The 14,556-nt window shown below is 36.7% G+C and carries 15 protein-coding genes; 10 read left to right on the top strand and 5 right to left on the bottom strand.

Translation table 11 applies throughout. The features are described 5' to 3' along the window. Positions 1–156: 156 nt before the first annotated feature. Positions 157–900: a hydrogen peroxide-dependent heme synthase gene (gene hemQ / locus AC2CGR_RS21735; RefSeq protein ID WP_001287588.1), complete on the bottom strand. Its 744-nt coding sequence runs from the start codon at positions 898–900 to the stop codon at positions 157–159. Positions 901–1,180: 280 nt separating this feature from the next. Here hemQ and pta point away from each other — a divergent pair, with 280 nt between their 5' ends. Then, a complete protein-coding gene (pta, locus tag AC2CGR_RS21730) occupies positions 1,181–2,152 on the top strand; it encodes a phosphate acetyltransferase (RefSeq protein WP_484481138.1) in 972 nt (323 codons plus the stop codon). 48 nt (positions 2,153–2,200) lie between these two features. Here pta and lipL read toward each other — a convergent pair whose 3' ends face one another. Further along, positions 2,201–3,046 (bottom strand): octanoyl-[GcvH]:protein N-octanoyltransferase, encoded by an 846-nt coding sequence (gene lipL / locus AC2CGR_RS21725; protein WP_000071954.1) that lies wholly within the window; start codon positions 3,044–3,046, stop codon positions 2,201–2,203. Between the two features lie 173 nt (positions 3,047–3,219). On the opposite strand from lipL, the gene AC2CGR_RS21720 reads away from it, so the two are divergent. Then, complete coding sequence (locus AC2CGR_RS21720; RefSeq protein WP_087968491.1) at positions 3,220–3,810, top strand: lipoprotein BA_5634 family protein; 591 nt, start codon at positions 3,220–3,222, stop codon at positions 3,808–3,810. Between the two features lie 28 nt (positions 3,811–3,838). Here the strand turns inward: AC2CGR_RS21720 and AC2CGR_RS21715 are convergent, their stop codons facing one another. Further along, positions 3,839–4,531: an RsfA family transcriptional regulator gene (locus AC2CGR_RS21715; RefSeq protein WP_000868372.1), complete on the bottom strand. Its 693-nt coding sequence runs from the start codon at positions 4,529–4,531 to the stop codon at positions 3,839–3,841. Positions 4,532–4,815: 284 nt separating this feature from the next. Here AC2CGR_RS21715 and AC2CGR_RS21710 point away from each other — a divergent pair, with 284 nt between their 5' ends. The 6 genes from AC2CGR_RS21710 to AC2CGR_RS21685 all read left to right on the top strand — a co-directional run bounded on the left by AC2CGR_RS21710 (position 4,816) and on the right by AC2CGR_RS21685 (position 10,838). Beyond that, positions 4,816–5,040: a YuzB family protein gene (locus AC2CGR_RS21710; RefSeq protein ID WP_000526077.1), complete on the top strand. Its 225-nt coding sequence runs from the start codon at positions 4,816–4,818 to the stop codon at positions 5,038–5,040. 315 nt (positions 5,041–5,355) lie between these two features. Continuing rightward, on the top strand, positions 5,356–6,411 hold the full coding sequence (locus AC2CGR_RS21705) for a FecCD family ABC transporter permease (protein ID WP_001980709.1): 1,056 nt from the start codon (positions 5,356–5,358) through the stop codon (positions 6,409–6,411). Further along, positions 6,408–7,424 (top strand): FecCD family ABC transporter permease, encoded by a 1,017-nt coding sequence (locus tag AC2CGR_RS21700; protein WP_001260776.1) that lies wholly within the window; start codon positions 6,408–6,410, stop codon positions 7,422–7,424. The genes AC2CGR_RS21705 and AC2CGR_RS21700 overlap by 4 nt, the downstream gene beginning before the upstream one ends. Positions 7,425–7,439: 15 nt before the next feature. Continuing rightward, on the top strand, positions 7,440–8,252 hold the full coding sequence (locus AC2CGR_RS21695; protein ID WP_087968490.1) for an ABC transporter ATP-binding protein: 813 nt from the start codon (positions 7,440–7,442) through the stop codon (positions 8,250–8,252). 191 nt (positions 8,253–8,443) lie between these two features. Beyond that, positions 8,444–9,388, top strand: a complete 945-nt coding sequence (locus tag AC2CGR_RS21690) for an ABC transporter substrate-binding protein (protein WP_087968489.1) — start codon at positions 8,444–8,446, stop codon at positions 9,386–9,388. A 145-nt stretch (positions 9,389–9,533) separates the two neighbouring features. Further along, positions 9,534–10,838, top strand: a complete 1,305-nt coding sequence (locus tag AC2CGR_RS21685) for an HD domain-containing protein (RefSeq protein ID WP_000262739.1) — start codon at positions 9,534–9,536, stop codon at positions 10,836–10,838. A gap of 39 nt (positions 10,839–10,877) precedes the next feature. Here AC2CGR_RS21685 and AC2CGR_RS21680 read toward each other — a convergent pair whose 3' ends face one another. After that, complete coding sequence (locus AC2CGR_RS21680; protein WP_001147171.1) at positions 10,878–11,063, bottom strand: 2-hydroxymuconate tautomerase; 186 nt, start codon at positions 11,061–11,063, stop codon at positions 10,878–10,880. A 112-nt stretch (positions 11,064–11,175) separates the two neighbouring features. Between AC2CGR_RS21680 and AC2CGR_RS21675 the strand changes: the two genes are divergently transcribed. Together AC2CGR_RS21675 and AC2CGR_RS21670 are read left to right on the top strand one after the other, a co-directional pair. Then, positions 11,176–11,850 (top strand): site-2 protease family protein, encoded by a 675-nt coding sequence (locus AC2CGR_RS21675; RefSeq protein WP_000372447.1) that lies wholly within the window; start codon positions 11,176–11,178, stop codon positions 11,848–11,850. Between the two features lie 25 nt (positions 11,851–11,875). Continuing rightward, complete coding sequence (locus AC2CGR_RS21670; protein ID WP_000136678.1) at positions 11,876–12,385, top strand: YwhD family protein; 510 nt, start codon at positions 11,876–11,878, stop codon at positions 12,383–12,385. 33 nt (positions 12,386–12,418) lie between these two features. On the opposite strand, the gene AC2CGR_RS21665 is transcribed toward AC2CGR_RS21670, so the two are convergent. Continuing rightward, positions 12,419–14,470, bottom strand: a complete 2,052-nt coding sequence (locus tag AC2CGR_RS21665; RefSeq protein WP_484481137.1) for a transglycosylase domain-containing protein — start codon at positions 14,468–14,470, stop codon at positions 12,419–12,421. Positions 14,471–14,556 lie beyond the last annotated feature (86 nt).

Raw genomic sequence — 14,556 nt, 5'->3', positions numbered from 1 at the left:
TTTTAGCATAAATTTGGATATGAAAAGGTTACAATTTTACAGGGAATTTGAAAAGAATTTGTCGATTTTTGTTCAAATTTGCGGAGAAAAGAAGTTTTTTGAGGAGAAATATAGTGGATAATAAAAAAGGAACGAATTTCGTTCCTTTTTCACGATTTATATGTGTAAAAATTTCTCTACCTTTTCGTCTGGTAAAATGTTTCCGACGAAAAATGTTCCAAATTCACCATAACGAGCACTTACTTCATCGAAGCGCATTTCATATATAAGCTTTTTAAATTGAAGAACATCATCAGCGAATAATGTTACACCCCACTCGAAATCGTCGAATCCGACTGATCCTGAAATGACTTGGCGTACTTTACCTGCGTACTGGCGGCCGATTTTACTATGACTGTACATCATTTTCTTACGTTCTTCCATCGGAAGCATGTACCAGTTGTCATCACCTTGGCGACGCTTGTCCATTGGATAGAAGCAAATGTGATTTGCTTTCGGTAACTCAGGATATAAGCGAGCTAAGATTTGTGGATTTTGGTATGGATCTTCATCAGCTGGAAGGTAGTTGCTTAGTTCAACAACAGATACGTAAGAGTATGCAGGAACCATATATTCAGCTAATGTTGTTTTATTCAATTCTGTCTCAATTTCATTTAACTCTTCCATTGTTGGACGTAAAATCATAAGCATAATATCAGCTTTTTGGCCAACAACTGTATACATTGCGTGACTGCCTTTTTTTGTAGCAGCTACGTCGTTCCATTTTTCAACGACATTTAAAAATTCAGACACAGCTTGTCCGCGTTCGTCGCTAGATAATGTTTTCCATGCAGCCCAATCAATAGAACGTAAATCATGTAAACAATACCAGCCATCTAACGTTGTTGTTGCTTCACTCATTCTATTCACCTCAGTTAATGATAGTTTTACACGTTAACTATAGCATATATAGTTTTAAAATCATCTATATAAAACCTTGGCACATAAAATTGTCACATTTAAAATTACTTTAAAATAGGAGGAGACAAGACTTAAAGGGGTTTTATTTCTATGCTGAATTTTATGAAAATATAATCATTTTTATTTTATCTATTTTTTGGGAGCTATAAGTTTAAAATATAGAGGAAAAGAAGTATTCTTAAAGATAGAGTTTTTTTAACATATGTAGGAGGGTTTATTCGTGAGCAACTTATTTACAACAGTAAAAGAAAAAGTTCAAGGAAAAGGCATTTCTATCGTACTTCCTGAAGGAACTGATGAAAGAATTTTAGGCGCTGCAGAGCGTTTAGCAAAAGAAGAGTTAGTAAAACCAATCTTAGTTGGTAATAAAGAAGAAATTAGTGCAAAAGCTGCTAGCATGAATTTAACATTAGCAGGCGTTGATATTTACGACCCAGCTACATACGAAGAAATGGATGCAATGGTAGCATCTTTCGTTGAACGCCGTAAAGGTAAAGCAACTGAAGAAGACGCTCGCAAAATCCTTAAAGACGAAAACTACTTCGGTACAATGCTTGTATACATGGGCAAAGCAAACGGTTTAGTAAGTGGTGCAGCTCACTCTACAGCTGATACAGTTCGTCCAGCACTTCAAATTATTAAAACAAAACCAGGCGTTACAAAAACTTCTGGCGTATTCATCATGGTACGTGAAGAAGAGAAATATGTATTCGCTGATTGCGCAATTAACATTGCACCAAACAGCCAAGATTTAGCTGAAATTGGTATCGAGAGTGCGAAAACTGCTGAACTATTCGGCATTGACCCACGCGTTGCTATGTTAAGCTTCTCTACAAAAGGTTCTGCGAAATCTCCAGAGACAGAAAAAGTTGTAGAAGCAACTCGCATTGCAAAAGAAATGGCTCCAGAATTAACTTTAGATGGAGAATTCCAATTTGATGCTGCATTCGTACCATCTGTAGCTGAGAAAAAAGCTCCAGGTTCTACAATTAAAGGTGATGCTAACGTATTCGTATTCCCAAGCTTAGAAGCTGGTAATATTGGCTACAAGATCGCTCAACGTTTAGGTAACTTCGAAGCAGTAGGACCAATCTTACAAGGTTTAAACATGCCTGTAAATGACCTATCTCGTGGATGTAACGAAGAAGAAGTGTACAAGTTAGCTTTAATTACAGCAGCTCAAGCACTTTAATTCTATAACGAATTGAAATAAAGACCGTCGCTATAATAGCGACGGTCTTTATTTTTCTAAGCCAAGTGCTTTATTGTTACGATCAATAATACGTTGTAAATTCGTCTCATATAAAGGTATTTCATCTATTGTTAATTGAGATGGTGTTAACTTTGGAGCGAATTGTTGCAATGTTTTTAAAAGGCGCATCATTAAATCTTGTACTGTAATGGTTTCACCAAGCAATTCTGAAAGCGAAGCCATCGTGCTCGGTACAATTTCAGGGTACGTAAAGCGTGTTTCTTCCCCTTGAATAGCTAGATTGTAGAAATCACGAACGAGTGCGGCACGCTCAGAGCCACTTCCTGTAGCGCAAAGATAAATTTGAACAGCGACACCACCGCGAATACGACGCTGTGAAATGCCAGCAAATTTTTGATCGCGAATGCTTAAATCGTAGCTACCAGGACAGTAAGAGCCAACAATTTCTTTTGCCTCAATCGTAACGTCGTAATCTTTTAACATCTCCTGAATTAAATGCCACATCGTATCGTATCCAAGATCAATATCGATACCTTTTTCCGTCTCTTGGAATAAAAGTGATACGTTTAAAACACCTTCATCAAGTACGACTGCAAGCCCGCCAGAATTACGAACGATAACATTGAAGTCGTTTTCTTTTAAAAAGGAAATACCTTCTTCCAAGTGTGGTAGGCGTGAATCTTGAATGCCAAGAACAATTGTATTGTGATGAACCCAAGAACGCATTGTTGCAGCTGATTGACCATTTCCTATACTTGTGCATAATGTGTCGTCCATTGCGAACGATTGCAATGCATGAAATGTTGGTCCTAAACTAGACTGATCTACAATACGCCACTCTGGTTGAGATAAAATGGAACGGGAATTGCTCATATAACTAACCCCTTATCTTTAAAATGACAATCTTTATTATAGCAAAAATATAGAAAATAGTTTTAGGGAGAAATCTTACTAAATTGTAATGTTGTTGTAAGAAAAGTGAATTGGTAAAGCGAGCTACTGTCGTTAAACTAAGAGATGCAATTATGATTTTAGGAGGCATACAAATGAAAAAAGTTAAATTAGGACTCGTAGCGATTATGTCAGCTGCCGTATTTAGTGGCTGTTCTATTATGGATATGATTGCACCACAAGCAAAGGGCGTTGTTATATACGGAGATGAAACGGGCGTTCAAAAAACAATGGATCAATATAAAGATAAAATTGAATCCCAAAATAAATTTGAAGCAAAACTAGGTACTGTCAATGAGAAAAAGGTTTTAATTATGAATAAAACAACCGCTGAAAAGATGGTAAAAGAAAATATGCTGAAAAAGGTAGTAAAAGAAGATGTAGAACCAATTAAAGCATTGCCGGCTATTTCTGATGAAGCTGGAATCCTATTTGCTAAAGAGGAACAAAAAGATGTAGTAATGAATGGGAAGAAAATGAAGTATGAAGGTAACGTAGTAATTGGTGATGCGCGTAAATATACAGATATGTATGCAGTTGTTAGTGATACGGAATATGCAAAAATAAATGAACCGGTAAAAACAATTGGTTTAGTAGCCTTTAAAGAGAATCCAAAGGAAAAAATTTTCCCAGATATAAAGAGAGGTTCTAACGTAGAAGAAGTGCATATGGTAGAAGTGAAATAATAAAAAGGATGCATGCAATGCATCCTTTTTATTCTGCGATTTTTTCTAAATTACCGTTTCGATCCATTCGGAAAGATGTTTGAGAACGCTCTTCGTCATCCATGACTGCTAACTTACGAGCGCGGTTCATAATGTTCATAAGTGTTTCGTAATCTTCTTGTACAGTATGAGATTGTTTTTCTAACTTTTCTAGTTTCTTTTCTAATTCTTCATTTCGAAGGATTTGTGATTTAATTTCTTGTTTCAATCTCGTATTCTCGTTTTCAAGAGCTGTCACTTTTATATTTGAAGATCCGACTGTTTGTAAGAAATAAATAACATCTTGCATTGTCATAGAGCCCTTTGCAGCAGGAACGGTAGTTTCTTGATATGGAGTAGCTTCTTTATATTGTACAATTGATTCCTCTTGTACGAATTCTTCATAATTAGTTATCGAATCTGAAGCCGGTGGTGTATAGAGTAAACGTTTTTTCGCTTGTTCACCACTTGCAGCGCGCATTTTATCTTTACGATGTTTTTTTGCTAGTTGAAGAGCTTGTTCATAGCTATAGCGAACAACAGCATTCCAACGGAAACCACAGGCAGCCGATGTACGATTCAACCTGTCTCCTACTTCTTCAAATGCATTTAATTGAGTACTTCCTTCTCGAACGTGACGAAGTACAGTTTCAGCAAGTAATAAATCATCCTCATCCGTCCAAGCATCTTGTCTTACTTTCATAGATTCAACTCCCTTTCTTTTTATGAACTTCCTATTTTTATAATGGGCAAAAAAATGAGCTTTTATACAAAGCTTTTAAAAATATGGTAGATTTCGATGAAAGGTATACATTTTGTCAAGAATGACGGAAGCTTCTGTAGGAGAACATATAAATATGTAGCATTATATGAGGAAAGAGCGTCGAAGGGAAACTTGCAACGAGCTTCAAAGAGCGGTAAAATACCATTTAGTGTTTATTTTTAAATGTACTTGAGAAAAGTTTAAAATAGAGGAAGTGTTAGATAATGGGAAACGAATTTCGTGTGTGTGATGATTGTCAGGCAACGAACGTTAAAACGTTGATTCCGAAGTTAAAAAAAGTAGATTCATGTGCAACGATTGAAGTTGGATGTCAGTCTTACTGTGGCCCTGGTCGTAAAAAATCATTCGCATTTGTAAATAACCGTCCAGTTGCGGCGCCAACAGAAGACGAATTAATTGTAAAAATTGAAGCAAAGTTAAATAAGTAAGGAAAAGAAGAGTGAACAGATTACTCTTCTTTTTTATGCCCATAACAGGGAAGGATTTATTCTGTGGAAGCTTAATTGGTGATAATAGATAGTGACAGATAGGTATTATCTATTTATTAAGGTCTCAACCTATATAAATTTGTATTTCAAAATAATAGTTGACAGTCTTTGGAAGCGATAGGTAGAATAGAAGGTGTCTGATTCTGAGAATCATTATCAGGTGAAGGGCGATTCAGTTAATTTTTTTATTACTATTTGAGAATAAATTTCATTTCATTAAATTAAACATATGTTGTTGGTTAGGATGGTTGAGGGATGGAAGCGAGCGCAAGGAGTATAGAACAGCAAGATGTGAATGTTAAAGAGATTAAGAGCAGACCGCTCATTGCTTCTATTATTTTAGTAGTGGGTACAATTTTGTTAGCTTTAAGCATGGCAGTTTCTATTTCGTTTGGTGCTGCAGATATTAGTTTAAAGACTGTATGGCAAGCTGTATTTCAGTTTGACGGTTCTATTACGCATCATAACGTAATTCAAGAACTTCGCATGCCTAGAGCAATAGGGGGCGTAGTTGCAGGTGCCTTTTTAGCGGTATCGGGAGCAATTATGCAAGGTATGACGCGAAATCCACTTGCATCACCATCGTTAATGGGGATTACAGATGGAGCTGTATTTGGAATTGCAATTATGTATGCATTCTTCCCTAATTCACCTTATTTAATGTTTGTCATCGCATCTTTTATTGGTGCTGCGTTTGGTGCGAGCATTGTATATGGGATTGGGTCCTCTTCACCAGGTGGATTAACACCTGTGAAATTAGCTTTAGCAGGTGCAGCAATTAGTGCTTTATTAGGGGCAATTTCATCTGGAATTGCACTATATTTCAATCTCGCCCAAGAGGTGAGTATGTGGAATGCAGGCGGAGTTGCTGGAGTGAAATGGGAAAGTATTAATATGTTAGTGCCGATTGGGCTTGTTTGTCTCTTTATTGCAATTATGATGTCGAGGTACATTACAATTTTAAGCTTTGGTGAAGAAATTGCGATTGGACTTGGTCAAAATACGACATTAATTAAATTTATCGGAACAGTACTTGTTCTTGTGTTAACAGGTTCTGCAGTTTCTATGGCAGGGTCGGTTGGATTTGTTGGTCTTGTAATCCCGCATATGACTCGTTTCCTTGTAGGTTCAGACTATAGATGGGTTATTCCATGTTCTGCGGTTTTAGGTGGGTTGTTAATTGAATGTGCAGATATGTTATCTCGCGTTATTAATCCGCCGTTTGAAACGCCAATTGGAGCAATTACAGCGCTAATTGGGGTTCCATTCTTCCTCTACTTAGCACGTAACGAAGGGAGAGGAAAAATGTGAGGACAAGTGTCTTAACAAAAAAGAACGTTTCTGTTTTAACAATTTTAGTAGGATTAATCGTTACTGTATTTTTAGTGAGTTTAAATACAGGGACATTTAAAATACCGCCAATGGACGTACTAAAGTCATTGGTTGGACTTGGGGCTGAGGATCAGTCTGTTATTTTATTTGAATTCCGTATGCCACGTATGGTTATTGCTATATTAGTTGGATCTGCTTTAGCTATGTCAGGTGCGATTTTGCAAGGTTTATCACGAAATCCACTTGCTGATCCAGGTATTATCGGTATTAACGCTGGAGCTGGATTAACGGTTGTTATATTTGTCTACTTTTTCTTCGGGAAAGTTGGAACTGGTACATTTTTATCTGTATTTATCCTTCCGTTCTTCGCGTTAGTTGGAGCGATATTAGCAGCGGTTATTATTTATTTACTAGCATGGAAAGACGGCGTTTCATCTACTCGATTGATACTAGTTGGTATCGCTGTTGCAGCCGGGTTTGGTGCTGTTAGTTTAATTTTTTCTATGAAGATGACATCTAACGATTTCCGTTTTGCTACGATTTGGTTAGCAGGAAGTTTGTGGGGCACAGATTGGAAGTTCGTACTAAGTGTCCTTCCATGGATGGTTATTTTCTTGCCACTAGCTATTAGTAAAGCACACATATTAAATGTAATGAACCTAGGCGACTCTACAGCAGTTGGTCTTGGTGTAAACGTAGAAAAGGAAAGACGTAAATTATTATTTATTGCAGTTTGTTTAGCAGGGGCATCTGTCGCTGTTGCCGGAGGAATTGGTTTTATCGGTTTAATGGCTCCGCATTTAGCGAGGCGCCTTGTTGGTGGTAAGCATCAAATTATGTTGCCTACAGCTGCACTAATAGGAACGTTTTTACTTTTATTCGCAGACGTAATTTCAAGAAGTGTGTTACCAACTTCAGAAATACCGGTCGGTCTTGTTATTTCTGTAATTGGTGCACCGTATTTCATATACTTACTTATGAGGACAAAATAAAGGGAGGCTTTTTGTATGGCAACTTTAGCAGTTGATGCGGTATCTGTTGGCTATAATGAAGGGTTAATTATTGATGGATTAACAGTTGAAATTCCGGAAGGGAAAATTACAACAATTATTGGACCAAATGGTTGTGGGAAATCCACATTATTAAAAACGGCTTCTCGTATTTTGAAGGCAAAACGAGGCACTGTTTATCTTGATGGAAAAGCAATTGAAAAACAGCCAACGAAAGAAATTGCAAAGAAAATGGCGATTTTACCACAAACTGCAGAAGTGCCAACAGGTCTTACTGTGTTTGAACTTGTTTCATACGGACGTTTTCCGCATCAAAAAGGGTTTGGAACGTTGAAAGAAGAGGATTATCGCTACATTCATTGGGCACTTGAAGTGACGGGAATGACAGAATTCGCAAATCGTCCAGCAGAGGCATTATCAGGTGGGCAACGTCAACGCGTATGGATTGCGATGGCTCTTGCACAAGGGACAGAATTACTCGTATTAGATGAACCGACAACGTACTTAGATATGGCTCATCAATTAGAAGTATTAAACTTATTGAAAAAGTTAAATGAAGAAGAAGGTAGAACGATTGTTATGGTTATCCATGACTTAAACCATGCTTCTCGTTTCTCAGATCATATGATTGCATTAAAAGCTGGTAAGTTAATGAAACAAGGAACGCCAGATGAAGTGATGACGAGTGAAACACTTCGCAGTGTGTTTGAGATTGAAGCTCAAATTGTTCCATGTCCAGTGAACTGTAAGCCAATTTGTTTAACATATGATTTAGCGATGATTAGTAATCAATTACGTAAAAAAGCATAAGTAGAATCCCCCTCGTAAAGAGGGGGGCTTCTAATGGACGTTGAGCTTCTTATTAGTAAAATAGGAAGTTGAACACCCGTTAGAACGGGGCACAAACAACAATTAATAAATATATATCGATTAATTGTTAATCTTGTTTCTTATAGTTCACTGTAACTGATAAGAGAAATACAGCTAGAAGGAGTGGGAACATGAAGAATTTTAAAATGGCGTTATTAGCAATGGTACTAGTCGTTACTTCTGTACTATTTGCAGCTTGTTCTAACAAAGAAGAGAAGAAAGCAGATGCGAAGGATGCGAAGACTGAAGAGCGCACTGTACAACATGCAAAAGGGGAAATTAAAATCCCTGCAAATCCAAAGAAAATTGCTGACCTTAGTGGTTCAACAGAAGAATTATTAATCTTTGGTATGAAACCAATTATTACTGCTAATACATCTCAAGAAAAAATTGATGCACATATTGAAAAGAAATTAAAAGACGTAAAACCAGTTGGTTCTGCTTGGGGCGATAAAATTAACATCGAAGCAGTAGCTGCTGCAAAACCAGACTTAATTCTTGTAAACAATCGTCAAGAAAAGATTTATGATCAATTATCTAAAATTGCACCAACAGTTATGCTAAAAACTCCATTAGACCAATGGCGTCCAAAATTCGAAGAAGTAGGTCAAATCTTCGGTAAAGAGAAAGAAACAAAAGAGTGGTTCAAACAGTATGATGAAAAAGCAAGCAAATTACATGACAAAATCGTTGCGAAAACTGGCGATGCTACATTCATGAAAATGGCTGCATATCCAAATGCTTTCCGTGTATATGGTGACTACGGTTACGGTAGCGTAATCTTTAATGATTTAAAATTACCAGCAGTTAAAGGTACACCAACTGATAAACCGTTAGTACAAGTGCAAAAAGAAGCTTTAATCGATTACAACCCAGATTACTTATTCGTATTTACGACTGGTGACGGTTCTCAGCGCTTAAAAGAATTCCAAGAAGAATCAATTTGGAAAAATATGAACGCTGTTAAAAACAACCACGTATTTACAATTAAAAACGAAGACTTAAACAAAGGTTACTTCCCGCTAGGTAAAGAAATGATCTTAGATGAAGTTTCTGAGTTCGTTTTAGGGAAATAATATATAACAAAAAATCACTTTTACTTCGGTAAAGGTGATTTTTCTTTTTATAAAGGCAATTAATATAGTCTTTCATTTCTTTCTGTTTCCTATTTCGTTTATAATATATAGTAAGAATGCAGTAAAGAAAGGGGGATGTCGGAAAGTGGTATATTTAAACGACAAACTCAGCGAAACAAAAGTGTTTAAAGACCCGGTACATAAATATGTGCACGTGCGCGATCGTGTTATTTGGGATTTAATCGGAACGAAAGAATTTCAACGCTTGCGCCGTATTAAGCAGCTTGGAACGACATTTTTTACATTTCACGGTGCAGAGCATAGTCGCTTTACTCATTCGTTAGGTGTATATGAAATTATTCGTCGTATGATTGATGATGTGTTTGATGGCAGACCGAACTGGAATGCTGAAGATAGATTGTTATGTTTATGTGCGGCATTACTTCATGATGTCGGTCACGGCCCATTTTCTCATTCGTTTGAAAAAGTATTTTCATTAGATCATGAAAAATTTACGCAAAAGATTATCGTTGGAGATACGGAAATTAATCGTGTATTAAGTCGTGTGGATAAAGATTTTCCGCAAAAGGTAGCGGATGTAATCGCAAAAACATCTACTAATAAATTAGCGATTAGCATGATTTCCAGTCAAATTGATGCAGATCGCATGGACTATTTATTAAGAGATGCGTATTTCACTGGTGTAAAGTATGGGAACTTTGATATGGAACGTATATTGCGTGTCATGCGTCCGTACGGGAATCAAGTAGTCATTAAGAATAGTGGTATGCATGCTGTTGAGCATTATATTATGAGTCGTTATCAAATGTATTGGCAAGTATATTTCCATCCGGTAACTCGAAGTGCCGAAGTTATTTTAACGAAGATTTTACACCGTGCGAAATCATTGCATGAGAAGTATTATACATTTAAAAATCATCCGGTTCATTTCTATTCTTTATTTGAAGAAGAAGTAACAGTAGAGGATTATTTAAAGTTAGACGAGAACGTTATGTATTATTACTTCCAAGTATGGCAAGACGAAGAAGATCCAATTTTAAGTGATTTATGCCGCCGTTTTATGAATCGAAACCTATTTAAATACGTAGAGTTTACAGATAAGCACGGTTTAGATAATTGGATGGAATTAAGTAGCTTATTTAAAAAGATTGGGCTTGATCCAGAGTACTATTTAGTAGTTGATTCAACATCAGACTTACCATACGACTTTTATCGTGCTGGTGAAGAAGAAGAGCGTCTGCCAATCTTACTTCTTATGCCAAATGGAGAGCTTAGAGAGCTTTCACGTGAATCGGATATTGTTGAGGCGATTACTGGTAAGAAGAGAAGGGATCAAAAATTATTCTATCCGCATGATTTAATCTATGAAGATGGAAGAAAAGGAAAATATAAAGAGAGAATTATTGAGTTATTAGAAGGAAAAAAATAAGAAGCAGCTAAGAGCTGCTTCTTATGAAAGAACTTGAAATTATTTGTCGCTTAAGCGTTTTCCGCCAACTGCATAATGGTTTTTAGACATTTCTTCGATGAAAACAACGATGTTTTCTTCAGGAGCACCAGTTGTTTCGCTTACTGCTGCTGTTACTTTCTCAGCAAGAGCTTTCTTTTGTTCTTCTGTGCGTCCTTCTAGCATTTTCACTGTTACGTATGGCATATATAATCGCTCCTTTTATGTAAGTTACACTCTTATTATAGCGGATTATGGGGAAGAACAATCGAAAAAACAAATATTTTCTTTTTTTGACATATTGAAGAGGAGATGAAGCATGGATCAGTTATTTAGATACCCGTTGCACCAAATACCTTTGGTAGCAATGGCCATTATTATTGCATTATCAGTGCATGAATTTGCGCATGCATATGTTGCATATAAATTTGGAGACGATACAGCAAAGAAGCAAGGACGTTTAACATTATCACCGATGGCACACTTAGATCCTATCGGTATGATTGCTGTATTAATTCTTGGTTTCGGTTGGGCAAGGCCGGTACCAGTTAACCCGTACAACTTTAAAAGGCCGCGTCTTGCAGGTATATTAGTTTCTATTGCTGGACCGATTAGTAACTTAATTTTAAGCGCAATCGGTTTAATTATTTGGTATAGCTTATTAAAATTTGGTGTATTATACTCAATTCCATCTGCGGTAGCAGATACGTTAGCTCAATTTTTCCAGATTTTTATTACGTTGAATATCGTTTTACTTGTCTTTAACTTATTACCAATCCCACCACTTGATGGATATCGCGTAGTGGAAGATTTAGCACCAACAAATATTCGTGCGAAAATGACACAGTATGAAAAGTATGGAGCAATAGCGTTATTAATTCTTGTTATTACACCGCTTAGCAATTATACAATTCAACCTATTTTTAATGTTGTCATTCCATACGTATTTGTATTTTTAGACAGTATTATTGCGCCTATCTTTGGCCTTTTATAATCATTAAGCGAGGAGGAATATACATATGACAGAGAAAAAGAAAAAAATCGGTTTTAATATCGTGAAAAATGATTCAACAGATGGACATGGTGGTTTTGGCGTTGGGGCATTAAGCCTAGAAAACATCTCACCTGTATTTGTCGATGTACTAGAGAAAACAGCATTTGTTGATATCGGTGCGATGCATGCACGTAGTACAGTAGAAAAAGGTATTAAGTTTTTAACAAATAAAGATGAAGTTCCAAACGGAAAACCATTTTGGCTTGTTTGGGTAACGATTGAAAGAACTGCAACAGGTGCTTATTATGCAGGTGTAACAGCTTGTGAGATGACAGTTGACCGTGAAATTCGTCGCGGATATAAATCACTTCCAGAGCATGTAAACAAAATGGATAAATCATTGAAGCGTCACATTATGGTTGACCATATGGATGAATCATCTAAAAAAGTACTTGGTACATTCTTGAAAGAACATAATGAAGCGATTTGGAACGAATCTAGTGAAGAATTGCGCCGTGCTTTATTAAGTGAATAAAAAATAGCTGACGGATGCCCGTCAGCTATTTTTTTACCAAGGAAGATACCTCTTCCACCAACTTGTTTTTTTCTTTTCTTCAGTTGTCTTTTCAAATTCTTCTTTATCATCGACATGATCCATACAATATTCAGTTGGTTCTGTACCTTTTGCGAAATACATTTTCACTGAAATCGGGCAATTTTTTGTAGCGATTTTTCCGTTTTCAGGGTTAATATCGACTGCAACGACGTCACTTGGTTGTTTAAACTCTTTTTTTGGTTGTCCATCTAAGCCTTTCTCCATCGTATCGGTCCATATTCTTTTCGCATATCCTTGTTCTGCTACGTTTGAAATTGATTTAGGTTGATCGTATCCGACCCATACACCAGTTACAATTTGCGGGGTAAACCCAATCATCCAACTATCTGTTTCAGTAGAACCAGATTTACCGGCATATGTTCTGGATAGTTTAGATAACATCGATTGACCAGTTACAGCAGCATAACTGCTTAGCTTTTTATTAAACATGCCCGTCATCATTTCTTCCATCACAAACGCTTTACTCTTATCGAGAATTTGTTTACTCTCCAAATGAGCATCGTATAACATGTTTCCTTCATGATCCATAATACGTCGAATGAAAATAGGTTTTACTTCTTTTCCACCGTTTGCGAACATGCTATAAGCGTTAACCATTTCAATTGGTTTTACAGGAGATGTACCGAGAGCAAGAGATGGGACGTCTTTTAATGCACTCTTAATGCCGAATTGCTTCGCCGTTTTTGTAAGAATGTCTTCCCCTAAAAATAAATTGGTCTTCACGGCATAGACGTTATCAGAGACCGCAAGAGCTTGCGCCATTGTTACAAAATCGTCTGCATAATAGTCTTTATAGTTTTTCGGTTTATACTTTGAAACACCGTCACCTAAAGTGAACACGGTGTATTCGCTTTTTAAGCGCGTAGCAGGGGTGAATCCTCGTTCTAATGCCGCATAATATAGAAATGGCTTAAATGTAGATCCAGGCTGGCGAGCGGCCTGTGTAGCCCTGTTAAATTGACTTGTATTATAATCAGTTCCACCAACAAGGGCAGCTACTTCACCTGTTTTTGGATTCATAGAGACAAGCGCAGTTTGTATGTTTGTCGTGTCAGGTATGTGGTCTTTTACAGCTTGCTCTGCAACCGATTGTAATTTCGGATCTAGCGTTGTATAAATACGCAAGCCGCCTTTTTGTAAGGCTTGCTCATCTAATCCGATATCACGAAGAAGAGAAGTTTGTACAGCATCTTGGAAATAAGGCGCGACCTCTGCTACTTTTTTCGTATCTAATGAAGCAAAAGTTAGTGATTCTTTCTTCGCTGAAGCTGCTTGTTTCTTCGTAATATAACCTTGTTCTACCATTTCATCTAATATAAGAGATTGTCGTTCTTTCGCACGATCTTCTTTTAAAAAGGGAGAGTAGACACTAGGTCCTTTTGGTATACCTGCGAGCATACTAGCTTCCGCTAATGTTAATTCCTTTGCTGTTTTATCGAAATATAGACGGGACGCAGCTTCGATTCCGTAAGCACCATGCCCGTAATAAATTGTATTTAAATATCCTTCTAAAATATGATTTTTATTATAATTCACTTCAAGACGGATTGTGTACATTGCTTCTAATAGTTTACGTTTCCACGTTTTATCATGGTCTAAGTATAGGTTACGGGCATACTGTTGTGTGATCGTACTAGCACCTTGGACTTTTGCCATCGCTTTTAAATCAGCAATAATGGCACCAGCAATACGCTTCATATCAAAGCCATGATGTTTGTAGAATCTTTGATCTTCAATAGAAAGTGTTGCCTCTTTTACATAAGGAGAAATTTCATTGAGAGATACATTGTATCGATTTTGCACTTCATTACTTTGTCCTATAACAGTGTCATCATTAGCATAAAAGACACTTGTTTGCGGGACAGCAACAGGGGGAGGTCCCATAATTTTTGCAACTATAATAATAACAAAAAAGGAGAAAACGAAAAAAAGAACAGAAGAAAATATTACGGTGAAGAAAAGACGTTTATATTTTTTAAGTTTCGGATTCATAGTTTGATCCATCTTTTTCAGCCCCTCATTCATACAAACATTATTGTATTAGTATTGAGGGTTTTCTGTTTTTTTAAACAATGAAATTTCGAAAACAA

The sequence above is a fragment of the Bacillus sp. LSHTCR4 genome (assembly GCF_057197025.1).
The sequence above is the reverse complement of the archived record's forward strand: the minus strand, read 5'-3'. Positions and strand labels throughout refer to the sequence as shown.